This is a genomic window from Candidatus Margulisiibacteriota bacterium (genome assembly GCA_003242895.1).
Lineage (GTDB): Bacteria > Margulisbacteria > Riflemargulisbacteria > GWF2-39-127 > GWF2-39-127 > GWF2-39-127.
The window spans coordinates 47,976-74,338 of the sequence record QKMY01000043.1; the positions used below are offsets into that span (position 1 = coordinate 47,976).

Below are 26,363 nucleotides of genomic sequence, written 5' to 3' on the forward strand. Positions count from 1 at the left end.
CGAATATCACCATTGATAATTGTTACTAAAATAAATAAATAAATAATATATATACCGTTTCATGACATAAGGATTTAATCTTATGGATAGCGATAGGCACTTTAATGCACGTTTTTTATCATTAATTTGTTTTTTATTATATATCTGAGCCATTCTGTAAAAAACATCGGAAAAATATTTTTTATTAAATCCAAAGTTTTGCACATCCTTAATCGCATCAATTTCTTTATTGATTACACTGACATACTTCTGTCGTAAGCTTTGTGCTTCGTCTCCTGTAAGTTCTGACAGAACATTGCTGGTACTATAGATACCATTTCTTATGTTGACCAGATAGTCGTTAATTATAATCGGTTGATTATCGTTTCCGATCCTGAACCAGAGATCATAGTCCATTGCACACTTATATGAAATATCAAATGATCCATATTTTTCGAATAACGATTTTTTTATGAATACCGTCGGATGGGGCACAACCGATCTATTAAACAATTCAGGGTAATAGAAAATCTCGCATAATTGGAATTTTTGGAATACATTATTATGATCAATTAGCCGGTACCCGCTGTAGAGCCAGTAGAATTCAGGGTTGGTCTCAAAGGCGTTTGTAACTGTTAATAAGACATGATCATGCTGATATGAATCATCACTATGAAGGTGATTGATTATGTCTCCGGTTGCTGCCTCGATACCTAAGTTCATAGCATGGGATATCCCTATTGCTTCTTTTTCATGAATTAGCTTGATCCTCCCCGGGTAATCATTCTGATACTCAAGAATGATATTGAGAGTATCATCTTCAGAAGGAGCGTAGACAAAAATATGCTCAAGCTGATATTGTTCATTGATGCCTTTTTGCATAATAACGCTCTGAATTGTACTACGGAGAAATCTTTCGGAGTTTTTGGTTATAGTAACAATAGATATTTTCAACATTGTTTAAATTTCTTTTGATATCAAAATTATTAATTCTAACATTTTACTACAGTTCCATGATTAGTTCTATGTGTTGAATAAACGCTACTTCGATAATTCTTGCAACCGGTTTAATTATTAAGATAAATTGGCATATATACATTTAACAGAATTATCCGGGGATAAAGACACCGTTTCGACAAACCTTGTCCAGGTTTTCTTATGCAAATATCTGTGTTATATTATTTAAAGCCTTTTTATATTTAATAACATTATGGTGCCATAACATTTTGTGGTCACTAGATTATACGCTTTTCATCCTACAACGGAAACAGTTCTAATAGCTTATACGAGATGATATAACTAAACAAATAAAAGGACGGGAAATAATATGATAAGGAAAAGGATACTTGTAACCGGAGGAGCGGGATTCATCGGCTCACATTTGTGCGAGCGGTTGTTAACGGAAGGGAATGAAGTTGTTTGTGTCGACAATTTCTTTACCGGATCAAAAGAAAATATTTTCAATTTAATGGATAATAAACGATTTGAGCTTATACGTCACGATATTATCGAACCGATTCTGGTAGAGGTAGACCAAATATACAATCTAGCGTGCCCAGCATCCCCGGTGCATTATCAATATAACCCAGTTAAGACAATTAAAACTAACGTTATTGGGACGACTAACATGCTGGGACTAGCGAAAAGATTAAAGGCAACAATACTACAAGCTTCTACTTCTGAAGTTTACGGAGATCCCACCGAGCACCCGCAAAAAGAAACCTATTGGGGGAATGTTAACCCGATCGGCATCAGAAGTTGTTATGATGAAGGAAAAAGAGTAGCCGAAACCCTGATGATGGACTATCACAGGCAGAACAACGTTAGTATAAAAATTATCCGCATATTTAATACCTATGGCCCGCGAATGGCAGAAAACGACGGCAGGGTAGTTAGCAATTTTATTGTCCAGGCACTAAAAGGCAATAATATAACAGTTTATGGTGATGGTTCACAAACCAGATCTTTTTGTTATGTAGATGACCTCGTTGACGGAATGATAAAAATGATGAACTCAGAAAAGGGATATATAGGTCCTGTTAACTTAGGTAATCCTGTAGAAACCCCAATAGTCGAGTTTGCAAAAAAAATTATCGAATTAACCGGCAGCAAATCTAAAATAATATATGAAAAGCTTCCTGCTGATGATCCCAAGCAAAGACAGCCAGATATTACACTCGCAAAAACAAAATTAGATTGGGAGCCAAAAGTACCTTTGGAAATGGGACTTAAGAAAGTTATTGAATATTTCGAAAACAACATGGGATAGTTGCAATTATACTTCCAGTTTTATTAAGTCATTGAAAAGAAGTAGTGATCAAAAAAAGAACAGTAGTTCTTAGAAAATCAGAGCAAATCAGGGGCAGTATGATTTTTAAAACACCAATACTATTTATAATATTTAATCGACCGGATACAACTCAAGTGGTTTTTGATGAAATAAAAAAGGTTAAACCCGAAAGACTATTTATAGCCGCAGATGGTCCCCGGGCTGACAAAGAAGAAAATGAAAAATGTCAAATGACGAGGGATATAATAAAACAAGTTAATTGGGATTGTGATATACATACCTTATTCAGGGAGAAGAATGTCGGTTGTAAGCGTGCTGTAAGCTCTGCAATTGATTGGTTTTTTGAGAATGTAGAGGAAGGAATAATATTAGAAGATGATTGTGTTCCCAGCCAATCTTTTTTTATGTTTTGCAACCAATTACTAGAACATTACAGGCACGATAAACGGGTTATGATGATATCCGGTGATAACTTCCAAAATGGAGTACAACGAGGAAATGCTACCTATTATTTCTCCAGAATTGCTCATATTTGGGGATGGGCAACATGGAGAAGGGCTTGGCATCTTTACGATGCAAATTTAAAAACATTCCCGGATTTTCTTGCCAGTAACCAAATAAGCAATGTTTATTCCGAACCTGAAATTAAAGAATACTGGATCAATTGCCTTAGCGCGGTTTCAAGCAATAAAATTAATACATGGGATTACCAATGGGGCTATACTCTTCTAATGAATAATGGCCTATCGATAATGCCTAATATAAACCTTATCAGCAATATTGGATTTGGGGCAGATGCGACTCATGTAACCAACAGTAACAGCGAATTATCAAATATGAATAAATATGAGCTTTCAGAAAAGATTATACATCCGATGTTTACTTTGCCTAACAAAGAAGCTGACAACTATACCTATATTAATCATTACGGCTTGAAAAAACCAACTTTTAAGAAAAAGTTTAAAAGAGCAATAAGCTCCTTAAATGCCTAGCCAGAAATAACCCAAGTATATTCTTTTTAGTCTATTCCTGAAAAAAATATCATTTCCATTTCAAACAATTTATGGCAATCAAATACATATATTCACAAATCCTAATAATATGCTATGATAGGCGCGCCATTAATGATAGGGGGATATTGCGTGAGAAGCTCTATTCAATTATTCTTGAATAAAAGGTTTTTTAATAAAAATGAGGACATCACTCATAGAGGATATCACAATACAATAATAGACTATATCAAGGCAGATGGCACAATAGATTACAAACTCATTTACCCATCGCATAGAATTAAGAGAAAACGTCCGTTTACTTTAGGAGAGTTACACTGGAAATTCGAGCGTGACCGGGAATTTGTAACTCCGGATGCTTTTTTTACCATGATAAAAAATGGCAAAATCTTTGGGGAGACAGGTTCTGTTATTACGCCTGACAATAAAATCATTGGAGACCTAGCTGTTGAGATGGGTAAAACAACAGCTCACCACACATATCTAACTCTTAACTCGATTCCCAGTCCTACTAGGATAGATGGCAACGTTGCAGTTATCGCCTGTGATGCCGGTAAAAATTATTTTCACTGGATGTTTGACGTATTACCCCGGCTTGACTTGATATCCAAGGCTGGGGTCCCTTTCAATAGTATTGATAAGTTTGTTGCCAACAAATGCACTAATAAGTTTCAACTCGATACATTGAAAGTAATCGGCATACCAAAAAGCAAGCTTATTTATGCCGATAAAAGTTTTTATGGGCAGGCTTCTTCGCTACTCGTACCTTCATATCCGGGATTATCTGGGTTTATGCCGAAGTGGTCTTGTGATTTTTTACGAAGAAATTTATTAGATAAAACTGATTTAAAGCAAAAAAAAAATTATCCGGAGAAAATTTATATTTCGAGAAACAAAAAGAACAATGTTCGACAGATTTCCAATGAAAATGAAATGCTGAACATAATTAAACCGATAGGATTCAAGACAATTGTTCTTGAGGATATGCCCATTCTAGAACAGATACGGTATTTTGCGCATGCCGGAGTTGTATTAGCTGCTCATGGTGCGGGATTATCTAATCTCGTTTTCTGTAAGCCGGAATGCAAAGTCATAGAGCTGTTCTCTCCTAATTATTTAAATTTATGTTTTTATTATTTATCCGATTTACTCGATTTAGACTACGCGTATGTGCTTGGTGAAGGAGAAGAACCTCCCAGATTTGTCTGTCCGGGGAAAGGACGAGAAAATATCACTATAAATATTGAGCTGCTGAAAAAAATGCTGCAGACATTTGTAGCTTTTTAAAACATATCCGCTTTTACCGTTTTCAACTGTTTGCATGCTAAGGTGAGGAAATGCTTATATTTGATAAACTTTTTCGTGGTTTTAATAAAAAGAAGAAAAAACAAAAGATAGAGTTGCTTGAAAATATAAATGGAACTTACTTTAGCAAAAATGCATTGATTCTATACATGACAGCACCATTTCTTCCTGATAATCCGAACAAAACCCACCAAAACATGCTACAAGTAAAAGAATTAGTAAAAATTGTTGGCAATTACAAATATAATGTAGATCTTGTAGATTTCAATAATAAGCTACAATTAAACCGAACGTACGACCTCATCATCGATATACATCCTGGAATCGCACCTATCTATGAGCATAAAATGAGTCCTGACTGCAAAAAAATTGCCTATATAACCGGATCTAATCCGGATTTTTCTATCAAAGCAGAGTTACTGCGGGTGCAGGCAGCAAATAGTAGGACCGGAGCAACCTTAAAACAAAGACGAATAGTTAATCTCTTCAGGAAAGATGTTCTTGATACTTTTGATTCATTCTTTCTAATAGGTAACGAGCATACCCGCAGTACTTTTAACGAATATGCTGCGAATAGATTTTTTTTAATAAGAAATACAGGATACATTAATTTCCCTCAACCTGACTTTTCTAAGAAGCAAACCAACAACTTCTTGTATTTCGCTAGTTTTGGTCAAATCCACAAAGGGCTTGATCTACTGTTAGAAGTTTTTTCCAAGAATAAAAATATCAATCTTTATGTTTGCAGCAACTTTGAAAGTGAAGGGGATTTTTACCGTGCATATAAAAGATATTTGTACAAAAACAAAAACATTTTCCCTATAGGCTTTGTAGATATTAATAGTAAACAGTATCAGCAAATTGCAGATAAATGCAGCTATGTGGTTATGCCGTCCTGTTCGGAAGGAATGGCTGGCAGTATACTGACAGGGATGTCATCCGGGCTAATTCCTATTGTAAGTAGAGAGTGCGGATTAGACGAAGGGGACGTATATATATTTGAAAATTGTTCTATTGATTGTATAGATAAAACTCTAACAGCATTTGCAAGAAAAAGTAGTGAATGGATAAGGCATGAATCCAGTAGAATTCAGCAAATAGTTCGTGATAAATATTCGATGAATAACTATAGAGAACAGATTAGAGCTGCCTTAACAAATATTATACCGGTATAATATTGTTTTAATTGTTTACTAATATAGTTAGGTATCATTAGTATTATTTAAGAGTACCTGATTAAAAAAGAAGTTAACAAAGGTTACGTAAGGATACTCGCATATACCTGGTTTGTTGATTCTGCAGTCTTATCCCATGAAAACTTCGCCAATTGTTCATACCCTTTTAATTTATAATCATTTAAGATATCTTTATCATAGAGTATTTTCCCAACTTCACTTCGAATGGAATCTTTTTCTGTCGGCTCAAAATATATACCGGCTTTCCCTGCAACCTCAGGAAACGAACTGCTGTTACTCAATAGAACAGGGCACCCGTAAGTAAACGCTTCGAGTATAGGAAGTCCGAATCCTTCGTAAAGCGAAGGGAATACGAACGCTAATGCTCGCGAATATAAACACGCTAAAGTATCATCATTTACAGGTAATTGAATTGTTTTATCTTTCACCCGTAATTTTTCGAAGACTTCTAATTCTGCAGAGGAAAAAGAACCACCTCCGGCACAGATCAAATAAAGATTTTTGTCCTCCGATAATAGTGGGGTAATCGCAGAAATAAAGGTGTCGAAGTTTTTATAGCCGCCTCTATTGCCCACAAACAATATAAATCGTTCAGGAGTTGTCGCAACATGCTTATTCAAATCACTTTCGCTTAATGTTGGAGGACCAAGATAAACCGTTGAGATCTTATCAGAACCTATGTTATAAAACTTCATAATGTCTATTTTCGTATTTTCAGAGATCGCGATAATCTTTGCTGCTTTCCGGGCTAATTCTTTTTTTCTTTCTATAGATTTGTCCGAGGCATGATTAGATCCCGGGAATAATTCATGGATCATATCATAAATAGTAAGGACAAAAGGTTTATTGCCAATATGCTCCAAAAAGTACGTATCGTAATAAGTTGGGTGGAAAATATCAAATTGCCCAGATCTAAGGGCATTAACACTATGCGCTATATTAACCTGGGACCTTTTTTTATTAAAGTGGCGTCTCAGTCCTTTAAAAAACCTGTTCTTCATAAATTGTTTGTGTGTGGAAAAGGAAGCGTTGGTCAAATAATGATTGTCAGAGTAACGAAGAGAAAAATCGACGGTCACATTATATTTGGAAGTGCCTAGGTGAAACGTATTGATAATCTCGGAAAAATATCTGGAGATCCCTCCATATTGCTGTATATTAAAAATTTGATGATCGTATAGTATCTTCATTTGTTCACTTGTGATTTTTTTTTTATTCAATTATAGTATATGAGATACAATGAAATAAGACAATTAGGGTGAAAAATGAAATGTAAAATTTGCTATAATGAATCTACTTATATATTTTCATCAATTTTGTTGAACAAACATAACGTATCTTATTTTTTTTGCCCTTTTTGTAATTTTCTGCAAACAGAAGAACCGTACTGGTTAGAAGAATCCTATAATGAAGCCATCAACAAATCAGACACTGGCATTTTTGAAAGAAATTTTTATTACAGAGAGAAAACCGCAATTTTAATATATCATTTTTTTGACAAAAATAAAAAGTTTTTGGAGTATGCCGGTGGTTATGGAATACTCACAAGGCTGATGCGTGATATAGGCTTCGATTTCTATTGGAGCGACAAATATTCAAAAAATCTTTTTGGAAGAGGATTCGAATTCAACGAAACACATTCCAATATCGAGTTGATTACTACATTTGAAAGTTTTGAGCATTTTGATGAGCCGATTAAAGAAATTGAGACTATGCTGGCGATTTCCGACAGCGTCTTTTTTTCGACGGAATTACTACCAAGCCCCATACCACAACCTGACAACTGGTGGTATTACGGCTTAGATCATGGGCAACATATTTCGTTTTATTCAATTAAAACATTGAACTATTTGGCGCAAAAATACAATTTGAACTTATATACAAATAAAAACAACTTTCATCTTCTCACAAAAAATGACATTAAAGAAAAATATTTCATCAAATTACTTTGTTCTAAAAACAAATTGTTTGAGAAAATTAAACACAAGATGGACAGCAAAACAATGAATGATTATTATTACATCACTGAAGAGATTTTAAGAAAATAATAATAATCAAGAGAAAAATGACTTTTTTCGAAAACGAAATCAAACAATATGAAAAAAATAATGAAAAAAACAGCCATTATAGCTCCATATACGAGACCCGTACCGCCGGTACGGGGTGGGGGAGTACAAATCGGGATCGCGGAAGTCGTCAATCACTTCAAACAATTTAAGCCTTATGTCTTCTCCGTTGCGGATAAAGAGCTCCCGGAAAAGCACATCATTGGGAATGCACAGTTCATACATATAACGGTTACCAAAGAAAGTATGAGGAGTTCCGTATTCGATATATGGAGCCTTAAGGAATACGTACATTATTGTTACCAGATTGCGCAATATCTCAATGAAATCCAACCGGAGATAATCCATATCCGTGTCAACCCATGGTTCGTGAGGCCCCTGAAAAGATTTTTGAAATATAACCCTAAAATCATTTTGCAACATCACACCTGCCCATTCAGCAGATCGATGAAATCCTGGGAAATAAAGTCGATAATGAACAGTATCGATATGTTTACCGGGGTATCTGGTTATGTAGTTAATCGTGAAGTACTAAGTCCATATCCGGTTTATGAAAAAAAATGCAGGGTTATCTATAATGGGATAAATCCTGAACATTTTACGCCGTACTGGCTCAATGGGTCAGAAAGAAAGAAGCATAGAGCTTCCTTTGGAATAGATGATCATGAACTATTATTGCTCTATGTAGGACAGATCAGGGAAAATAAGGGAGTACTCTCCGTTATTAAAGCTTTCAATGAACTGGAAAAGATAAATAAAAATGTTAAACTAATGATGATCGGCAGTCCTTCCGGTGGAAGCGACAAACCGGACAAAGAACAGAAGGTGTTTTTTGATAGCTTCAAAAAAGAGATAGCCAATAAACCTGCCATTATATACAACGGCTTTACCGGAAGAAATAAGATACAGGACCTATACCAAATGGCAGACATTTTTTGTGCGCCGTCTATCGTAACAGAAACTTTCGGACTTGTTATTGCTGAAGCTATGGCGTCAGGGCTTCCGGTTATTTCGAGTACGCGGGGAGGTATACCGGAACTTGTGGGTGATGCAGGTTATATGGTTGAACATCCTGAATTTCCAGACGAAATACTACCTTTAATGCAGATGTTAGTTTCGGATAGGCAATTGCGAGAGAGAATAGGGCGTTCAGCCAGGACAAGGATTGAAAACAATTTCACATGGGAGAAAACTGCCGCAACTACAGAGCAAATTTATCTGGAATTATTGGAGTAATAATGAAAAAAGTAGCAATTATCGCACCGGATGCATTACCAGTTCCGCCAATCAGGGGAGGCGGAATAGAAAATGGCATATGGGAAATCCTGCCACATTTGAAAAAATTCGAAGTACACGTACTCTCGATATATGAACCGGAAATCGATAAGCTGTCATCATACGAGAAGGAAGGGCAGCATCATATTCATCGTTTTTACCTCTCTGATCGAAAAAAAGCGCTTCTCCGGCTACGACATTTATCTTTTAACTTCCATTTTCCATATGCTTTTGCCACTGCAAAAAAACTGAATGAATTAAAACCTGATATCATCCATATCAGAAGTCGATTATGGTTACTGCCATATTATAAAAAGCTTCTAACTTTTAAACCGAAAATTATTTTACATCACCATAACCACTATTTCTGCAATATGAAGGATAAATCAGTAAAGAAATATCTCGATATGATCGACGCTTTTGTTGGTGTGAGCCATTATACCTCATCCCTTGAAGTAATTAACCGGTTCCCAGAATACCAGAATAAGTGTTTTGATATCCATAACGGAATAACTCTCGAAAAATTTCATCTTTCACCTCAACAAAAAAACAAAGATCTATTGCAGAAATTAGGACTAAAAGCAACCGATACTACTATGATCTTTGTTGGGAGATTGACTCACTCTAAAGGAGTTCACACAATACTCTTAGCCATGAAGGAGCTCGTTCCTCAGTATCCGGATTTGAAGTTGTTGATTATTGGCAGTTCCTGGTTTGGCGAAAATAAAGAAGACACTTATTCTACCTATTTAAAGGAATTATCACTCTCGATAAAGAATAACGTAATTTTCACGGGATTTATCAATCGTAATGAAATAGAGTCCTATTACCACGTGGCAGATCTTTTCGTTGCACCGTCTATTTTTCAAGACCCTTCGCCAAACACTTGCTATGAAGCCTCGGCAGTAGGATTGCCGATAGTAGCATCAACACGGGGCGGAATACCAGAAATTGTTGAGGATGGAAAAACCGGAATCCTGATGAAAACTGCCGAAAATTATCAAGAACTAAAAGAGAAAATCACTTACTTCTTAACCAATCGTGAGGTGATGGAAATGATGGGAAAGGCAGCGAGAAAACGAATGGAAAATGTTTTCACATGGAAATGTGCTGCAGAAAAAACTGAGAAATTATATAGTTATCTCTTAGACTCTTAACTTCATAGTTTACAATTCATAATGTATCTTCCATAATATTAAGTAAATCAATTCCTTGATTAAGGAGCTAATTTGATAAAACATATACCGATTATTCGTTACCAAGATATCGCTAAAACAGCCAAAGATAAAGAAACAACAACTCTCGATCTCCTTGAATACCAACTTAAATATCTTCATAATAAAGGATTCGAGACTTTGACATTAGAACATTTAAGCGAGAGCCTTGATGAATATACTCCTCGAAAAATAGTTCTTACCTTTGACGGAGGGTATTTAGGGCACTACCAATATGTATTTCCATTACTTCAACGCTACAACTATACCGGAGTATTCTTTATACCTACAAACCATATCGGAGTCTTATCTTCCTGGGGTTATTCAAAAAAAAGCCTGCTCAGTTTTGAAGATATCTTTGAAATGTATCAATGGGGGATGGAGATAGGTGTCAACTCTGCTTCTCATTGCGATTTGACAACACTAACCGCTGAGGAGCTGGCAGAAGAGATTATTGATAGCAAAAAATGTCTTGAAAAAATGCTGACCAGTGAAGTCAAATACTTTTCTTATCCTTATGGAAAGTATAACAATAAAGTTAAAGATTGTGTTCAACAAGCAGGATATACTAATGCTGTAAGCATATTTGACAAGCAAAAAGACTTATCAAATTCGAGGTTTGCTATAGACAGACTTCAGACAACCAACAAAAAGAATATTTTTAGCTATCTCGATATTCGCCGGGTTGCAAGTGGAACCTGGAAATAGTCTCTTTTTATTCACTACCTGAGCTTAACGAAACATCCTTTGAAATGACATTAAAAAAAGATCTAACGAGAATAATTTTTTATTGATATAGTAAAAATCCGTTCTTATCTCTTTCATATATCCGCCTAGTCCACAGTTAATACCAGCAAAAAAATCCAAAATTCTTTCTTTTTGATTATCGCTCATACGTCTTAGATCGAGATAGACAGGGATGCCTCTCTTTACCTTATTTGCAAGCACAAAAAGATCTTTTGAGGTATTCGGTGTCATTGTTATTACTTCATTCATTTATTTTCTCCTCTTTTGAAGCCGTTTTAATTTCGTTAGTAACGTTTGGCTTTCTTTGTTTCCATAATACTCCCACCACCCTGACAGGATCTGTCAGTTTACTAATCTCTAAAAAATTTGATATGTCCTTGAAAGGGCAAACATAAGTAATAAATAAATAATTCCACTCATTAGTACAATTTTTTCGAGCACTATCATGGGTGACAAATATTAAGTATGCGATAGCCCTGGTCGCCAGTATCCCTAGCCTTGTTATTTAATAAGTGTCGTAGTAATATTTATCGTAATAGTTCTGAATGATGTGCTTCGCGGGACAGAACATTAACTGATGATATTCAATAATTAGCCATCACATTCATCAAAAAAATCACTCAAGGTGCTATAAACATTGAAACGTGCTTATGTTGAAATTAATTTAACAAAATATGCAGAAAATATTAATAGATTCCGTACAATAATTCCGGCAGAAACAAAGCTTATGGCAGTTGTAAAGGCTGACGCTTATGGTCACGGAGCTAACGAAATTTCTGATGTCGCAGTGGCAAACGGGATTGATTACTTAGGCGTTGCCTGGGTAAGTGAAGCTATTGCCCTGCGAGAAGCTGGAATTAAGTCGCCAATACTCATTCTATCCGAACCAACAATTAACATTGCAGCGGATATTGTACGATTAGACGTTACGCAAACGGTATATACTCTTAATTTTGCCAGGGCACTTTCTGATGCTGCAAAACAATTTAACAAAATTGCTAAAATACATATAAAAATAGACACCGGAATGAATAGAATAGGGGTAAATGGCGATGAAGCAACTCTACTCGTAGAGCAGATACATGAACTAGACAATATATTTATAGAAGGCGTTTTCACTCACTTTGCCAAAGCCGATACTATAGATGATAATTATACATTACAGCAAGTAAAACAGTTTACAGAAATTGTAACTTCCTTAGAAAAAAAGGGGTATAGTTTTCCCATTAAGCATTGTGCAAATACTGCCGGGACCTTTAACTATCCTTCAGCCCATGTAAATATGGTCAGGGTAGGAATCGGTTCATATCAGGACGTGCTGACATTTAAGAGCCGGATCGCTTATGTAAAAAGAGTCCCGAAGGATTCATATGTAAGCTACAGTTGCTCGTATAAAACAGAGAAAGAAACAACGATAGCAACTCTTTCAGTTGGATATGCTGACGGACTGGTACGCGCATTATCAAACAAGGGCCATGTTATTGTAAATGGAAAAAAATATCCGATTGTTGGACGAATATGTATGGATATGACAATGATCGATTTAGGCGACGACATTTATCACGTTGGTGAAGAAGTAATTCTTATTGGCAGTCAAGGCAGCGAAACCATTTCGGTTGAAGAAGTTGCTGAACTAGCAGGTACAATAAGTTATGAGATACTATGTGGAATAGGAAAACGGGTTAATAGAATATATCATTATTAAGGAGGACAGCCATGTCGTACATAACACTCTATAGGAAGTACAGGTCCCAAAGCTTTAAAGATTTGGTCGGACAAGAATCTATCATAAAAACATTATCGAATGCAATAGAAAATGACCGACTTACTCACGCATATATATTTTCGGGACCTCGTGGAACCGGGAAAACGTCCACGGCAAGAATTCTTGCGAAATCTCTTAACTGCCGAACCGGTAAATCAGTAAATCCATGCAATGTATGCAATGTTTGTAAAGGAATAACAGATGGCTCCAGTATGGATGTCATCGAAATTGACGCAGCATCTAATCGGGGAATTGACGAAATGCGCCAGGTCAGGGAGAAAGTTAACTTTGCCCCTGTAGAAGGGAAATATAAAGTCTATATAATTGACGAAGTTCATATGCTCACTGAACCTGCTTTCAATGCACTTCTAAAAACTCTGGAGGAACCGCCAACTCATACGATATTCATACTAGCGACCACTGATCCGCAAAAAGTGCCGGTAACCATACTATCCCGTTGCCAAAGATTGGACTTCGGCCGGATACCTATATCGCAAATATCTGAACACCTGAAATATATTGCGGCAAAAGAAAATGCCACAATCGAGGAAAAAGCAGCCTTAATGATTGCAAAAAATTCTGAAGGAGGCTTGAGAGATGCAATCTCCCTCATGGATCAAGTAATTGCTTTCTCCGGCAATACGATTACAAGCGATAGCGTCATTACAATCATTGGTAATTACTCATCGGATTTTCTTTTTGATATAGCAGAAATAATGGCAAAAAACGGCATTAATGAATTACTATCTCAATTGGATGAAGTTATAAACCAAGGGAAAAACATTACGCAGATCGTACGTGATCTTATTGATTTCTATCGGTCTATGATGTTCGTAAAGCTAGGAAATACAAAGACCATAGAAATGAGCGAAGATCAGATTACCCGCTTAAAGAATATTACAGCCAACTATCCGGTAAAACGAATTAAAGAAATAATAATGGTGCTGTCAAAAGCTGAACTCGATATGAAATGGCATCCGAACTCTCGCTTATTAGTAGAAATCGCATTTATTGATCTTACTATGCTCGCTGAAAATACTGAAGTTGAAAAAGAAGCTGCCTTACCTAAACACGATTATGGCAGCAATTCTCCGGCGACCAAGGCAGCTAATCCAGCCAGGCAGGGCAGTGCTCAATCAGGAACTCCGGTGAGTGAGCCGAAAAAAGAGGAGAAGGCTTTCACCTCACATATTAGCTCTGAGCCATCAACAATTAATACTCTCACTTTTAACCAGGTATCTTCTAAGGATAGTAGCAAAAATATTTCAGCTATTGAACCGGTAATAGAAAAGAAAATGGAGGAAATAAAAGCCAGTATAAAACAAATTGACAATCTTCATGTAGAACTATCCTTGCCAGCAGTGAAACATCACTGGACAGATATCATCAATAAAATAAAGGGTAAGAATAAAATAAAATTATCAGTATATTTGCTGGAATGTGAGCCCTTTAAAATTGAAAACCAAAAAGTCTTCTTGGCTTTCAAAGAAAAATATTCTTTTCATAAAGATCAAGTTTCACAAAAAGAAAATGCAGACCTGATTGAAGAAGTTTTCAAGTCTATATTCGGCAACAATACTACTGTCGAATTTGTTACAAGACCTTCCGACGCCCAACAAAACAGGCTTGGAGATCAGGCGAAAGAAAACAACGAAGACACCAATAATTTGGTAAGCCTTTTCGACGGACAGTTGCTCTAGGTACTATTTTTTTAGACTTAACTTCCAATCGATGCAGGCTTTTCGGCCATGTTGCATACTAATTTATATTAAAAAAAGACCAATATGGCGATGAAGCTGATATAAATCCTTTTTTCTTATTTACCAAATCCGGCATTTCAATCCACACTATTTTTACTATATATGTAATAAAAAAAACGATATTCCAGTCGTAATTTACTTATAGAAAACATATTATGCCTATGGTATAATTAGCCTGTTTGAAAACTTTTAAAGGAGGATTCCCATGTTCGGCAAATTAGGTGATTTAGGCGGCATTATGAAACAAATGAAAGATCTGAAAAAAGCTCAAAAAGAATTAAAGAAGATTACAGCAGAAGTTACAAAAGATAATGTTAAAGTTGTTGTTAACGGAGAAATGAAAATAGTTGATCTTTTTATCGATGAACCGGTCGATGTTAAAAAATTACAAAAGACGATCAAAGAAGCAGTAAACGATGCAATTAACAAAGTTCAGTTTGATTCAGCACAAAAACTATCAGGAATGGCTGGAGGATTAAATATCCCTGGCTTAAGTTAATAGAGATATATTGATGATGTATTCTTACAGCGGGCCACTCGCAAAGCTAATAAATGAATTCACAAAAATGCCTGGAATAGGACCTAAGTCAGCCCAGCGACTAGCATTTTATATTCTTTCAATTGACAAAGAATCTGTTAGAGACCTGCTAGAAGCAATAGATCAAGTCAAAAAAAACATAAAGTTTTGCAGTAGATGTTTCAATATCTCAGTAAATGATCTTTGCGATGTATGTGCTAACACAGCCAGGGAGACAGATAAAATATGCGTTGTAGCTGAGTCAAAAGATCTCATCGCGATGGAGAGGACCAATCTTTATAAAGGAACATATCATGTTCTCGGGGGAGTGATATCTCCAATAAATGGCATAGGTCCCGAGGCATTAAGGGTAGCTGAACTAATGAGAAGATTGCAAAAAGAAGAGATATCGGAAATTATTTTTGCATTCAATCCTAACGTGGAAGGCGAAGCGACCATACTTTATCTCAGCAGTCGCATAAAACCACTCAACATAAAAGTTTCACGAATAGCTTATGGGCTTCCGGTAGGAAGTGACATGGATTACGCTGATGAGAACACATTATCAAAATCTTTCGAAGGCCGTATAAATCTATAAAGGAGGAAAAGAATGGCAGAAATTACAGAAATAAGATGGCATGGACGAGGTGGACAGGGTGCAAAAACAGTAGCGCTGTTATTTGCAGATGCTGCGTTAGCCACGGGGAAACAAATTCAAGCGTTTCCAGAATATGGACCTGAGAGAATGGGGGCTCCCGTACGATCCTTCAATAGACTGAGTGACGGACCAATAACGCTTCATTGCTCAGTAGATAGTCCGTCAATAGTTATCGTACTTGACGAAACGTTATGTAAATCAGTTGACGTTACAGCAGGCCTACCAAAAGATGGCATATTACTGATTAATACAGCAAAAAATGCAGCATATTTTAAAGAACTGCTCAAGTTTAGCGGCAAGGTATACGCAGTTGATGCATCTCAAATTGCAATTCAGGAAATCGGGATGAACAAACCAAATACCCCTATGTTAGGTGCTCTTGTTAAAGCATCAGGAATACTTGATTTCGATAAAATGATACAGGATACAGAACAAAAATTAGCCAAAAAATTCGCTCACAAACCTGAGGTTATCAAAGGTAATGTAAATGCAATTAAAAGAGCTTATGCGGAGGTGAAATCTTAATGGGATCCATATTTGAAGAACTAAAAAAATCACAAGAATTAGACAGGGGCGCCTACTTGGGAATTCCAGGATCATCCGAATATAGAAAAACTGGTGACTGGAGAGTAAATATTCCTGTAAAGAACGAGAAATGTATAAGCTGTGCATTGTGTTGGGCTTATTGTCCTGACTCGTCAATTTTGTTCAAAGATGGCAAGATGACGGGAATTGATTATGACCACTGTAAAGGTTGTGGCATTTGTGCTAAAGTGTGCCCAGTAAAGGCAATAGAGATGGCAATAGAAGAAAAATAAAATCTTAAGGAGTGAAAAAAAGAATGGTAAGAGTAGCAAAAACTGGTAATGAAGCAATGGCCGAAGCTATGAGACAGATAAACCCTGACGTGGTTCCTGTTTATCCAATTACTCCAGCAACAGAAATAGCACAAATTTTTGCGGGTTTCGTTGCCGATGGTAAAGTCGATTCTGAAATGGTAAGAGTTGAAAGTGAACATTCAGCTATAAGTGCTGCATTTGGCGCATCTGCTGCCGGAGCCCGTGCTATGACTGCAACTTCCTCCCAAGGATTAGCACTAATGTGGGAAATATTACCGATCTGTTCAGCAGTAAGATTACCAATCATAATGGCCGAAGTTAATAGAGCTATAAGTGGACCTATCAATATTCATTGTGATCATTCGGATACAATGGGTGCACGAGATGTAGGCTGGATTCAGATATTCTCTGAAAACGCGCAAGAAGCTTATGATAATATGTTACAAGCAGTTAAGATCTCCGAACATGATGATGTAAGACTTCCTTCTATGGTAACAACAGATGGATTTATAATCAGCCATGCGATGGAAGCTGTTGATATGCTTGATGACAAAGATGCAAAAGAATATGTTGGTAATTTCGTTGCAGATCATCCATTACTCGATACAACGAAGCCAGGAACTATCGGAGCTATCGATTTGCAGAATTATTATTTTGAACATAAATATCCAGTTGCTATGGCGATGAAAGCAGCAATAAATGTTATCGTCGAAACCGGGAAATCATATGGCGAAAAAACCGGTCGACACTATGGACTATTTGAAGAAGTAGCGATGGATGATGCCGAACTTGTACTCGTAATACTAGGTTCAACAGCAGGAACAAACAGAACGGCAATTGAGCAGCTGAGAGCCGAAGGCATCAAAGCTGGAATGATAAAGTTGCGTGTTTTTCGTCCATTTCCATTTGAAGAATTAGCAAAAGCACTTGGAAATGCAAAAGTGGTTGGAGTACTTGATAGATCAGATTCATATAACGCTTTTGGCGGACCTTTGTTTACAGAAATCTGTGCCGCATTATTCAATTCAGACAAAAGACCGAAAGTTAAAAATTATATTTATGGACTTGGCGGCAGAGATATAAACGTTAAGGACCTGAAAGATATATATATGGAACTTAATTCCGTTAAAGAAACAGGAACAATCAAAGAACTAGTTACCTATAAAGGTGTAAGAATTTAAAAGGAGGAACCTAAATTGGCTACGTTAAAAGAATTAGCATCAAAAGAAGAGAAATTGGCCGGAGGACATACATCCTGTGCAGGATGTGGATATCCTTCGATCATCAGATTAATCATGCAAGCAGCTAAATACCCACTTGTTATTGGTTCAGCGACAGGATGTCTAGAAGTTAACACAACTATATTTCCATATACTTCATGGAAGGTGCCGTTTATTCACTGCGCTTTTGAAAACTCAGCAGCGACTGTAAGTGGCGTTGAGGCAGCATACAGATCCCTTGTAAGACAAGAAAAATTACCGGAAACTAATATCAAATTCATTGCTTTTGGTGGTGATGGAGGTACATACGATATCGGTTTACAATCTTTATCGGGTGCTATGGAACGCGGACATGATATGCTCTATGTTTGCTATGATAACGGCGCATATATGAATACTGGTATTCAAAGATCTGGCGCTACTCCTAAATACGCAAATACAACAACTGCACCAGCAGGAAAAGTAAAGCAGGGAAAAGAACAATTCAGAAAAGATCTGACGGCTATTCTTGTAGCGCACGGGATACCATATATCGGACAAGCTATTGGTGGAAATTGGAAAGATTTAACGAATAAGATAGAAAAGGCTATGGAAATAAAGGGACCAAAATTTCTTAATGTTTTATCAACATGTCCGCTTGGATGGGGAACTAACTCTGAAGATACGGTTATGTTAACCCAACTTGCAACAGAAACATGCTTCTGGCCTTTATTTGAAGTTGAAAATGGAGTTTATAAACTTACTTACAAACCAAAAACAAAGAAACCAATTGTTGAATGGTTAAAGTTGCAAACTCGTTTCAAACATCTATTCAAACCAGGGAACGAAGCCTTAATCGAGGAAGTACAGCAAGATGTAGATATTCGATGGAATAAATTATTAAAATTATGTGGCGAAATTTAAATTTTTCCACATATTATTATGGAAGGGGGAGTTTAGATGAACAAGAAAGAGCTAATAGAAAAAATATCAAACAATACTGGGAAAAACAAGTCAGATGTAAAAGATGTCGTTGAAATGGCAATTGATCTCATGATCGATGAGTTAAAACACGGCAATCCGGTTCGTCTTGTAGGATTTGGTCAGTTTGAAGTTAAAAAAAGAGCTTCGAGAGAAGGTCGTAACCCTCAAACTGGTGCAAAAATAACGATTCCAGCTACTGTCACACCTACTTTTGTAGCAGGTAAAACACTTAAAGATGAAGTAAAAGGTAGGGTTTAATTAATTTAGATTTGGTCTAGATACTAAGTGCTGGTATAATAATTTTATATCAACTTAGTATCTAGACTATGCATAGGATTAGGAAATATGGCATTCAATCAAATAATCGATAACATAGATCTGCTACTTACGATTTTACCAGAAGTGGTTAAATCAGCGATAACTCAATATCCTGATCATACAAACCTCTATGAGATAGTGCTCGATGTAGGCAGATATCCTGAAGCCCGATTCAAGGGGAATCAAATCGTTAGGCTATCAGAAAATAAAATCAGGTACGAAGATATTGATTATGTAGTTTCCCGAATCGGATTCTTCACAGCAGATAACAGAGCTGGAATTGAAGGAACACTGCACAGAATATCAGCCATACGTAACAGACAAGGTAAAATTATCGGACTTACATTGCGTATTGGGCGAGCTATTCAAGGAACAATTGAAGTAATTAGAGATATCGTCAACTTAGGAAAAAGCATTCTTGTTGTTGGGCCTCCAGGCATGGGAAAAACAACCAAACTTCGTGAAATTTCAAGAGTTATGAGTGACGAATTAAAAAAAAGAGTTATTATTGTCGATACTTCGAATGAAATAGGCGGTGATGGAGATATCCCTCATCCAGGTATCGGTGGAGCCCGTAGAATGCAGGTTTCTCATCCTAATCGTCAACATGCGGTGATGATTGAAGCCGTCGAAAACCATATGCCTGAAGTAATTGTAATTGACGAAATCGGCACTGAAGAAGAAGCTGCCGCCTCAAGAACAATAGCAGAAAGAGGCGTAACCTTAGTTGCTACTGCACATGGTAATACAATCGAGAATCTCATGAAAAACCCGACACTTTCAGATCTTGTCGGTGGAATTCAGTCGGTAACCCTGAGTGATGAAGAGGCTCGACGCAGAGGAACGCAAAAAGCTATTTTAGAACGGAAAGGTCCGCCAACTTTTAGTATCATAGTAGAGATGAGAGATATGCATACTCTCGCTATATACAAAGAGGTATCAGATACAATAGACAAACTTCTTCTTGGTAAAAAAGTCAGTCCTGAAATCAGGGTTTTTGATGAAGAAGGCAAAGTAACAGTTACCCAGCAAGAAATAGAGGTTTCGTTTGAAGAAGAATATAGGCATTACGAAACTGATAAACCTAAAGATGAAAAGGTAACTGCTATTTTCCCTTATGCTGTCAATAGAAATCGACTCGAAAGGGCTATTCATTCGATAGATGTGCCGGCGATAGTTGTAAATAACTTAGATGAAGCGAACATTGTTGTTACAACAAAGTTACAGGCTAAAAACGATTCCCGGTTCGTACAAAAAGTAGCAGATATGAATTTATCACTTCACGTTATTAAAAGTAATACCTCTTCTCAAATTACAAAATTTCTTCGTTATATCTTTAAAGTTTACACTGATAATGAGATGAAGGACGAAGAAGCTTTAAGAGAAATCAATGATGTGATTGAAAATGTAATTAAAACTAACAAGCATAAAGACGCAGCTCCTTCGTCACCCTATACCCGAAGATTGCAACATAATTTTGCTGCGGAAAAGGGATTTTATACTGAAACTATCGGAGATGAGCCGAATCGTTTTGTTCGTGTCTATCCTGAACATACAGAGTAAAAGGAATTACAATGTTTATTACTTTCGAAGGTATTGACGGATGTGGAAAATCTACCCAGATTGATCTATTAGTCAAATATTTACAAGATAAAGGTCAAGAGACTATTATCACCCGAGAACCGGGCGGAACTGAAATTGGGAAACAGATAAGGAATATCTTATTATCCAGTAATAATAATAAGTTATCGAATCTTACCGAAGTTTTTCTTTTTGCCGCGGACCGGGCACAGCACATTGAGGAAATAATTAAACCGGCACTCAACCAGAACAAACTAGTAATCTGTGATCGATATGTAGATTCTACCATCGCATATCAAATCGGAGGAAGAAAACTAGATGAAAATCTTATAAGTACTATCATCTCATACTCTACAAGAGACCTTAACCCAAACAAGACGTTTCTCCTGGATATTTCGCCGGAAACAGGTCTGAGAAGAGCTAGAAAGATCAAAACCGCAGACAGGTTTGAACGAGAAACAATCTCTTTTTATGAACGTATTCGAAAAAAATATTTAGAATTAGCAGCTAAAAATTCACAAAGATACGTTGTTTTTGACTCAGAAAAATTTTCAATTGCAGAAATCCATGCCCAGATAATCAATACCTTTGAAACGAGTTATAATAAATCAACCAGCGCTCAAGAGCTAAAGGATCATTAGTCCAAGAGAATTATGCCTAAAGTAAGCATTATAATACCCACATATAACAGATCTCAAAGACTTTCAGAGGCTATCGACTCTGTTATTGCTCAAACTTACACAAATATCGAAATCATTGTTATTGACGACGGTTCCACAGATGAAACAGAAGAAATAATAAACTCAAAAAAAGCTTCATTCCCAATATTGTATACAAAACAAAAAAATAAAGGCGTTAGTGCTGCACGAAACTACGGGATATCGCTTGCTTCAGGAGATTATATCTGCTTTCTTGACTCTGATGATATCTGGTATCCCCAAAAAGTCCAAGTACAGTTAGCAATCATGGAAAAAACACCGGATATACAAATATCTCAGGTACAGGAAGTCTGGATGAGAAAGGGAAAACATGTCAACCCGATGAAAAAACACTTAAAACCGTCAGGTGATATTTTTATTCCCTCTCTAAAATTATGTCTTGTAAGCCCTTCAGCAGTAATGATAAAAAAAACATTATTTACCGAAGTGGGTTTGTTTGACGAAAAAATGCCGGTTTGTGAAGATTATGATCTCTGGCTAAGAATCTCTTATAAATACGGGATTTACCTGATTCATGATAATCTCATAGAAAAACGCGGAGGCCATGAAGACCAGTTATCAAAAAAATACTGGGGCATGGACCGATTCCGGATCTATTCAATGGAGAAATTATTAACAAAAAAGCTAACATATGAAAGAAAAGAAGCTTTATTGTCTGAGCTAAGAATCAAATCAACTGTTGTTCACGAAGGAGCGCGCAACCACAATCGATATTTCTTGTTTCTAAAATATAGGATAAAATCCATCAAATACAGAATACTTCATAAAATACTATGGTTTACGAGTATCATTAGCACCCCAGAATATAATAATAAAAAAGAGGATAATGGCTAATAACTTCCCTGACATACAGTGAATACCGATACCGGTCATTTCAACTTACCGAAAATAATCTCCTAAATACACAAAAAAATATCTCAGATAGCCACTGATAATGGAACAACAAAAGGGGGCAGGAGATTGAAAAAAACAATACTAACTTTGGTCATCCTAGTGTTTCTACTTTCCGGATTAATGGCTTTTGTTGAACAGCATCAAATCCGTATAAATAGGATAATTATAAAAGATGCCAGTATCCCTCAACAATTTAATAACAAAAAGATAGCTTTCATCTCTGATATACATTGCGGACCATATTTCTCGATAAAAAGAGTAAGAAACCTCGTAGAAATTATCAACAAATTACACCCTGATATCATTCTTCTTGGAGGAGATTATGTTTATCGTAACAAAGCGAATATCTATCTTTGCGCAAAAGAATTAAAGGAGTTAAAAGCCCCATTAGGGGTTATCGCTGTTCTTGGAAATCATGATTATGGGCAAGGGCCGATTAGCATTAAAAATGTCCTGACAGAAGCAGGAATATTGATTATGGACAATACCGGCAAATGGATTAATGTCGATAATTCGAGAATAAAGATTGGGGGTCTTGCTGATTTCTGGTGCAGTTCACCGAATATTACAAATATTCTACAGGAAACTTCTGAAAAAGACTTTGTGATGGTTCTTTCTCATAACCCGGATTTTTCTGAAAGAATTACCTGCAATAGGGTAGATCTGGTCCTGAGTGGGCATACTCATGGCGGACAGATAACCTGCTTTGGTCTGTGGGCCCCGTTTACCTCTTCTCAATATGGTCAAAAGTATAGATCCGGCGTAGTGCAGACGCCGCATACAAAAGTAGTTATTACCAATGGAATCGGAACAACTGGCATGCCATTAAGATTTTTCGCGCCTCCATCAATAGAATTGTTGACACTCAACCACTAACTATCGGATAATCTGTAAGAGAAAAGATGCTGTTTCGTCAAAAAAAAAAGTAGAACAGATGACTGATTTGTTCATTAATGGTATAATTCTGTGCACGTTGTGCCCGAACCTAGGCAGCTAAAAATCATATGCTTGTTTGGTAATTTAATTAAAATAATATATAATAAAAAAAGGAGAGATTAGTGCTCTACCAAAAGATATCCGATGATATAAAACAATCCATGAAAGAAAAAAATACAGCCCGTCTAGAAGTGCTTCGGATGATCAAATCAAAAATAATGACTGTCGACGCACGTGGTGAATTATCTGAGGAGGACATTATTAAGATAATCAAATCCTACCAAAAGAGCCTGAAGGATGCGATGGAACAAACAACTGCACTAGGCAGAAATGAAGAGGCAAAAACCCTCTCAGAAGAAATAAGAATAGTTGATGAATATCTTCCTAAAATGTTATCGGAAGAAGAACTAAAGAAGCTCATTACAGCGATTATTAACCAAAATGGCTATACCAGCAGCTCAGACTTCGGCAAGGTGATGAAAGAACTCAAAACGAAAAACTCCAACATTGATGGAAATACGGCACGTACAATAATTAATGAAATCTTAACGTAGTAGCTCTTATTCAAATACAAATTAATATCATAATATAGGTAACAAAAAATGTTGATCATAAATAATTATGCAAAGAAATCAGTGATAGTCATTATCATGTCATTATGTTTATGGTTTATGATAGGACTCGCGTTTACTGACAATACGATGCCTCCCACAGGTCAGGACTCATGGTTGGTATACGCATTTAAGGATTTATATGACCACGTCAATCAGTACTCGAATGGCGGGACAGTTGGAATCTCCATCAAGGATCTCACATCTGAGGAGTATATTTCGATCAATGGCGATATTCAATTTAATCCTGCCAGTGTTATTAAAGTACCTGTTATGGCAGAAGTTTTTCATCAATTGGCAAATGGAAAACTCACACTCGACAAATGTATTGTGTTAAAACGGAATAATAAAGTCCCCGGATCAGGAGGATTATATTATTGCCAAAACGGAAATTCTTATACCATTAAACATCTTGTGGAAAAAATGATTACCGAAAGTGATAATACTGCGACTAATATGTTAATTAATTTTGTTGGTATGAATAATATCAATAAATATATGAACAGTTTAGGATTATCTCAAACAGTTATCAAAGATGACACAATGCTCAGCAAAAAACCAGGATATCAAAACACAACAACTCCAGATGATATGCTGTTGCTTCTGGATATGATGTATCAAGGAAAGCTAGTAAACAAAAAATATTCCCTGCAAATGCTCGAAATTATGTCCGCACAAAAGCATAAATGGGGAATTCGTAAATATTTACCTGAAACTTTAAAAATAGCAAATAAAACAGGTTCACTCAATAGTGTTAGAAATGATATCGGCATTATATTTGTGAAAGATAAACCTTATATCTTAACAATATTTGCCAAGCAAATACCCTCTGATTTTGAAGCAACGTTATTTGTACGTACGATTTCTAAATTAATTTATGATAAGGTCATTAAAACCCAGGAATCAATCAAATTTGCAGCTGATGTGAACAGCTAATAATATTATCAAGGGGTTACTTTTGATTGATTATTATGCTACTATAGTTCAACTTATCTCAAAACTTATGGATTACTAGTAATGAAAAGAATCAATCGACTATACAGAATCATCAATCATCTAATGGCGATAAAGAATCAACCAGGTATTGGGGTTCAAGAATTAGCAAAAAAATGTAACGTATCAGGCAGAACAATTTATAAAGATATTGCTATATTGATTGCCTTAGGGGTTCCGATATCGACAGATGGCGGATATAATCTGGCACCACACCTTTTCATTCCAAACATAGCATTCACGCTCAATGAAGCTTTTTTCCTAAGAGATACATGTTATACGCTGCTGGAAACCGTACATAATAATGAAATGCTTGAACGTATTCTAGAAAAACTAAACTCTGCGATCTATCTTCAAAATTCCCCATTATATGCACAAAACAAAAGTCTTTTTGCCACGTTGAAAGAATACCTGACTACTGGAAAAGTCGATAAAATTGCAGAACAGCAACAAAAAGAGATAATTAACGAGATTACAATTGCCATTGCCGATTCTTCCTACATCGAGATAAAACACTACAACACTGTAAAAGAGAAGAAAGTCGATGAAATTGTTCAACCGATTAGCCTTATATATCAGAGAAAAGGGTGGATACTTTTGGCAAAAGAAAAAAATAGCAGTTCTATAAAAAATATAAAAACCGAAAACATTGAAGAGATAACCATAACAAATCTTAAGTATTCGGGATCAAATCTAATGGTGGACTTCTCAGTCCAGGCTTATTAATCATGAAAAGACGATTACAAAAAGACAAACTTCAACCATATTCAATTTCTGCGCAATATTACGACTTGTTAGCTCAATATATAGATTTCAACGAAATTGTAGATTATCTTGAAGAGATTTTATTTTACAAAGAAATTTCTCCCAAAAAGGTGCTCGATTTAGGATGTGGAACGGGAATTGCATCACTTATCATGAGCGAGAAAGGCTATAGTGTTACTGGAGTAGATTGCTCCATTGATATGCTTGATGTTGCAAAAAACAAGGCAGCCGAAAAAAAAATTAAGATCCCTTTTATACAAGCAAAAATGGAGGAATTCAAAAAAGATGATGAGTTCGATCTTGTTATTAGTTTATCGGATTGTATAAATCATCTAATTCCACATAAGTTAGTACAGAAAACCTTTCGTAATGTATATGATAGTTTAACTGATGGAGGTATATTTATTTTTGACATTAATACCCCATATGAGCTGGAACATGTCATGAGTGTTGAGCAAGAAGAAATTATCGGATCGTTAAAGTATACCTGGAGCGGATATTTCGATCACAAAGTAGGGATCGGCACATTCATTCAATCATTTTATTCACTTGAAAACGGACAAGAAGTATTTATTGGCAAAGAGGTACATAAAGAACAGGCATATAAACCGCGAGAGATCAGAATATGGCTAAAAGATGCCGGATTCAAAAACATTGAATACTATGAAGCTTTCACAAGAGAAAAGCCGGATAAAGTGAATATTGAAAGAATCTATTTTGTAGCCGAAAAACATGTATAATA

28 protein-coding genes are annotated in these 26,363 nt (G+C 36.1%); 25 read left to right on the forward strand and 3 right to left on the reverse strand.

The genetic code is table 11. The features are described from left to right. Positions 1-6: 6 nt before the first annotated feature. Positions 7-936 (reverse strand): hypothetical protein, encoded by a 930-nt coding sequence (locus tag DKM50_05970; GenBank protein ID PZM80095.1) that lies wholly within the window; start codon positions 934-936, stop codon positions 7-9. A gap of 370 nt (positions 937-1,306) precedes the next feature. Here DKM50_05970 and DKM50_05975 point away from each other — a divergent pair, with 370 nt between their 5' ends. The 4 genes from DKM50_05975 to DKM50_05990 all read left to right on the forward strand — a co-directional run bounded on the left by DKM50_05975 (position 1,307) and on the right by DKM50_05990 (position 5,759). Beyond that, on the forward strand, positions 1,307-2,248 hold the full coding sequence (locus tag DKM50_05975; protein PZM80096.1) for an SDR family NAD-dependent epimerase/dehydratase: 942 nt from the start codon (positions 1,307-1,309) through the stop codon (positions 2,246-2,248). Positions 2,249-2,346: 98 nt separating this feature from the next. After that, entirely contained in the window at positions 2,347-3,261 is a 915-nt protein-coding gene (locus DKM50_05980) for a nucleotide-diphospho-sugar transferase (protein PZM80097.1), read from the forward strand. A gap of 114 nt (positions 3,262-3,375) precedes the next feature. Beyond that, on the forward strand, positions 3,376-4,566 hold the full coding sequence (locus DKM50_05985; GenBank protein ID PZM80098.1) for a glycosyltransferase family 61 protein: 1,191 nt from the start codon (positions 3,376-3,378) through the stop codon (positions 4,564-4,566). Positions 4,567-4,616: 50 nt separating this feature from the next. Further along, positions 4,617-5,759 (forward strand): hypothetical protein, encoded by a 1,143-nt coding sequence (locus tag DKM50_05990; GenBank protein PZM80099.1) that lies wholly within the window; start codon positions 4,617-4,619, stop codon positions 5,757-5,759. Positions 5,760-5,842: 83 nt separating this feature from the next. On the opposite strand, the gene DKM50_05995 is transcribed toward DKM50_05990, so the two are convergent. Beyond that, complete coding sequence (locus DKM50_05995; GenBank protein PZM80100.1) at positions 5,843-6,970, reverse strand: glycosyltransferase family 1 protein; 1,128 nt, start codon at positions 6,968-6,970, stop codon at positions 5,843-5,845. Between the two features lie 75 nt (positions 6,971-7,045). Between DKM50_05995 and DKM50_06000 the strand changes: the two genes are divergently transcribed. From DKM50_06000 to DKM50_06015, 4 genes are all read left to right on the forward strand, one after another. Beyond that, entirely contained in the window at positions 7,046-7,828 is a 783-nt protein-coding gene (locus tag DKM50_06000) for a methyltransferase type 11 (GenBank protein PZM80101.1), read from the forward strand. Between the two features lie 48 nt (positions 7,829-7,876). After that, positions 7,877-9,082, forward strand: a complete 1,206-nt coding sequence (locus tag DKM50_06005; GenBank protein ID PZM80102.1) for a hypothetical protein — start codon at positions 7,877-7,879, stop codon at positions 9,080-9,082. Beyond that, positions 9,028-10,278: a hypothetical protein gene (locus DKM50_06010; GenBank protein ID PZM80103.1), complete on the forward strand. Its 1,251-nt coding sequence runs from the start codon at positions 9,028-9,030 to the stop codon at positions 10,276-10,278. The genes DKM50_06005 and DKM50_06010 overlap by 55 nt, the downstream gene beginning before the upstream one ends. 72 nt (positions 10,279-10,350) lie before the next feature. Next, positions 10,351-11,043, forward strand: coding sequence for a hypothetical protein (locus DKM50_06015; protein ID PZM80104.1), 693 nt, complete (start codon positions 10,351-10,353; stop codon positions 11,041-11,043). A 24-nt stretch (positions 11,044-11,067) separates the two neighbouring features. On the opposite strand, the gene DKM50_06020 is transcribed toward DKM50_06015, so the two are convergent. Beyond that, entirely contained in the window at positions 11,068-11,331 is a 264-nt protein-coding gene (locus DKM50_06020; protein ID PZM80105.1) for a hypothetical protein, read from the reverse strand. A 388-nt stretch (positions 11,332-11,719) separates the two neighbouring features. Here DKM50_06020 and alr point away from each other — a divergent pair, with 388 nt between their 5' ends. From alr to DKM50_06105, 17 genes are all read left to right on the forward strand, one after another. After that, a complete protein-coding gene (gene alr / locus DKM50_06025) occupies positions 11,720-12,787 on the forward strand; it encodes an alanine racemase (protein ID PZM80106.1) in 1,068 nt (355 codons plus the stop codon). 11 nt (positions 12,788-12,798) lie between these two features. After that, complete coding sequence (locus DKM50_06030) at positions 12,799-14,547, forward strand: DNA polymerase III subunit gamma/tau (protein PZM80107.1); 1,749 nt, start codon at positions 12,799-12,801, stop codon at positions 14,545-14,547. A gap of 265 nt (positions 14,548-14,812) precedes the next feature. After that, positions 14,813-15,106, forward strand: coding sequence for a nucleoid-associated protein, YbaB/EbfC family (locus DKM50_06035; protein PZM80108.1), 294 nt, complete (start codon positions 14,813-14,815; stop codon positions 15,104-15,106). Between the two features lie 16 nt (positions 15,107-15,122). Then, positions 15,123-15,722, forward strand: a complete 600-nt coding sequence (locus DKM50_06040; protein ID PZM80133.1) for a recombination protein RecR — start codon at positions 15,123-15,125, stop codon at positions 15,720-15,722. 12 nt (positions 15,723-15,734) lie between these two features. Next, positions 15,735-16,307 carry a pyruvate synthase gene (locus tag DKM50_06045; GenBank protein ID PZM80109.1) on the forward strand — a complete coding sequence of 191 codons (573 nt, stop codon included), beginning with the start codon at positions 15,735-15,737 and terminating at the stop codon, positions 16,305-16,307. Beyond that, positions 16,307-16,600 (forward strand): ferredoxin, encoded by a 294-nt coding sequence (locus DKM50_06050; protein PZM80110.1) that lies wholly within the window; start codon positions 16,307-16,309, stop codon positions 16,598-16,600. The genes DKM50_06045 and DKM50_06050 overlap by 1 nt, the downstream gene beginning before the upstream one ends. A gap of 23 nt (positions 16,601-16,623) precedes the next feature. Further along, positions 16,624-17,802, forward strand: a complete 1,179-nt coding sequence (gene porA / locus DKM50_06055; GenBank protein ID PZM80111.1) for a pyruvate ferredoxin oxidoreductase — start codon at positions 16,624-16,626, stop codon at positions 17,800-17,802. Positions 17,803-17,916: 114 nt separating this feature from the next. Then, a complete protein-coding gene (locus DKM50_06060; GenBank protein PZM80134.1) occupies positions 17,917-18,744 on the forward strand; it encodes a pyruvate ferredoxin oxidoreductase in 828 nt (275 codons plus the stop codon). Positions 18,745-18,780: 36 nt separating this feature from the next. Beyond that, positions 18,781-19,062: a hypothetical protein gene (locus tag DKM50_06065; protein PZM80112.1), complete on the forward strand. Its 282-nt coding sequence runs from the start codon at positions 18,781-18,783 to the stop codon at positions 19,060-19,062. Positions 19,063-19,149: 87 nt separating this feature from the next. Next, positions 19,150-20,685 (forward strand): single-stranded DNA-binding protein, encoded by a 1,536-nt coding sequence (locus DKM50_06070; GenBank protein PZM80113.1) that lies wholly within the window; start codon positions 19,150-19,152, stop codon positions 20,683-20,685. Between the two features lie 11 nt (positions 20,686-20,696). Further along, positions 20,697-21,344 (forward strand): dTMP kinase, encoded by a 648-nt coding sequence (tmk, locus tag DKM50_06075; GenBank protein ID PZM80114.1) that lies wholly within the window; start codon positions 20,697-20,699, stop codon positions 21,342-21,344. A gap of 12 nt (positions 21,345-21,356) precedes the next feature. Continuing rightward, positions 21,357-22,256 (forward strand): glycosyltransferase family 2 protein, encoded by a 900-nt coding sequence (locus tag DKM50_06080; protein PZM80115.1) that lies wholly within the window; start codon positions 21,357-21,359, stop codon positions 22,254-22,256. A gap of 126 nt (positions 22,257-22,382) precedes the next feature. Then, positions 22,383-23,192: a metallophosphoesterase gene (locus DKM50_06085; GenBank protein ID PZM80116.1), complete on the forward strand. Its 810-nt coding sequence runs from the start codon at positions 22,383-22,385 to the stop codon at positions 23,190-23,192. Between the two features lie 182 nt (positions 23,193-23,374). Next, entirely contained in the window at positions 23,375-23,806 is a 432-nt protein-coding gene (locus DKM50_06090; protein ID PZM80117.1) for a hypothetical protein, read from the forward strand. Positions 23,807-23,854: 48 nt separating this feature from the next. Further along, complete coding sequence (locus DKM50_06095; GenBank protein PZM80118.1) at positions 23,855-24,799, forward strand: hypothetical protein; 945 nt, start codon at positions 23,855-23,857, stop codon at positions 24,797-24,799. Positions 24,800-24,880: 81 nt separating this feature from the next. Further along, complete coding sequence (locus DKM50_06100; protein PZM80119.1) at positions 24,881-25,582, forward strand: hypothetical protein; 702 nt, start codon at positions 24,881-24,883, stop codon at positions 25,580-25,582. Between the two features lie 2 nt (positions 25,583-25,584). After that, positions 25,585-26,361 (forward strand): hypothetical protein, encoded by a 777-nt coding sequence (locus tag DKM50_06105; protein PZM80120.1) that lies wholly within the window; start codon positions 25,585-25,587, stop codon positions 26,359-26,361. The last annotated feature ends 2 nt before the right edge of the window (positions 26,362-26,363 follow it).

Bases quoted from the DNA above. Each gene is read 5' to 3' on its own strand.
- DKM50_05970 (PZM80095.1), bottom strand. From the start codon at position 936: ATGTTGAAAATATCTATTGTTACTATAACCAAAAACTCCGAAAGATTT.
- DKM50_05975 (PZM80096.1), top strand. From the start codon at position 1,307: ATGATAAGGAAAAGGATACTTGTAACCGGAGGAGCGGGATTCATCGGC.
- DKM50_05980 (PZM80097.1), top strand. From the start codon at position 2,347: ATGATTTTTAAAACACCAATACTATTTATAATATTTAATCGACCGGAT.
- DKM50_05985 (PZM80098.1), top strand. From the start codon at position 3,376: ATGATAGGCGCGCCATTAATGATAGGGGGATATTGCGTGAGAAGCTCT.
- DKM50_05990 (PZM80099.1), top strand. From the start codon at position 4,617: ATGCTTATATTTGATAAACTTTTTCGTGGTTTTAATAAAAAGAAGAAA.
- DKM50_05995 (PZM80100.1), bottom strand. From the start codon at position 6,970: ATGAAGATACTATACGATCATCAAATTTTTAATATACAGCAATATGGA.
- DKM50_06000 (PZM80101.1), top strand. From the start codon at position 7,046: ATGAAATGTAAAATTTGCTATAATGAATCTACTTATATATTTTCATCA.
- DKM50_06005 (PZM80102.1), top strand. From the start codon at position 7,877: ATGAAAAAAATAATGAAAAAAACAGCCATTATAGCTCCATATACGAGA.
- DKM50_06010 (PZM80103.1), top strand. From the start codon at position 9,028: ATGGGAGAAAACTGCCGCAACTACAGAGCAAATTTATCTGGAATTATT.
- DKM50_06020 (PZM80105.1), bottom strand. From the start codon at position 11,331: ATGAATGAAGTAATAACAATGACACCGAATACCTCAAAAGATCTTTTT.
- DKM50_06030 (PZM80107.1), top strand. From the start codon at position 12,799: ATGTCGTACATAACACTCTATAGGAAGTACAGGTCCCAAAGCTTTAAA.
- DKM50_06035 (PZM80108.1), top strand. From the start codon at position 14,813: ATGTTCGGCAAATTAGGTGATTTAGGCGGCATTATGAAACAAATGAAA.
- DKM50_06040 (PZM80133.1), top strand. From the start codon at position 15,123: ATGTATTCTTACAGCGGGCCACTCGCAAAGCTAATAAATGAATTCACA.
- DKM50_06045 (PZM80109.1), top strand. From the start codon at position 15,735: ATGGCAGAAATTACAGAAATAAGATGGCATGGACGAGGTGGACAGGGT.
- DKM50_06050 (PZM80110.1), top strand. From the start codon at position 16,307: ATGGGATCCATATTTGAAGAACTAAAAAAATCACAAGAATTAGACAGG.
- porA (PZM80111.1), top strand. From the start codon at position 16,624: ATGGTAAGAGTAGCAAAAACTGGTAATGAAGCAATGGCCGAAGCTATG.
- DKM50_06060 (PZM80134.1), top strand. From the start codon at position 17,917: ATGCAAGCAGCTAAATACCCACTTGTTATTGGTTCAGCGACAGGATGT.
- DKM50_06065 (PZM80112.1), top strand. From the start codon at position 18,781: ATGAACAAGAAAGAGCTAATAGAAAAAATATCAAACAATACTGGGAAA.
- DKM50_06070 (PZM80113.1), top strand. From the start codon at position 19,150: ATGGCATTCAATCAAATAATCGATAACATAGATCTGCTACTTACGATT.
- tmk (PZM80114.1), top strand. From the start codon at position 20,697: ATGTTTATTACTTTCGAAGGTATTGACGGATGTGGAAAATCTACCCAG.
- DKM50_06080 (PZM80115.1), top strand. From the start codon at position 21,357: ATGCCTAAAGTAAGCATTATAATACCCACATATAACAGATCTCAAAGA.
- DKM50_06095 (PZM80118.1), top strand. From the start codon at position 23,855: ATGTTGATCATAAATAATTATGCAAAGAAATCAGTGATAGTCATTATC.
- DKM50_06100 (PZM80119.1), top strand. From the start codon at position 24,881: ATGAAAAGAATCAATCGACTATACAGAATCATCAATCATCTAATGGCG.
- DKM50_06105 (PZM80120.1), top strand. From the start codon at position 25,585: ATGAAAAGACGATTACAAAAAGACAAACTTCAACCATATTCAATTTCT.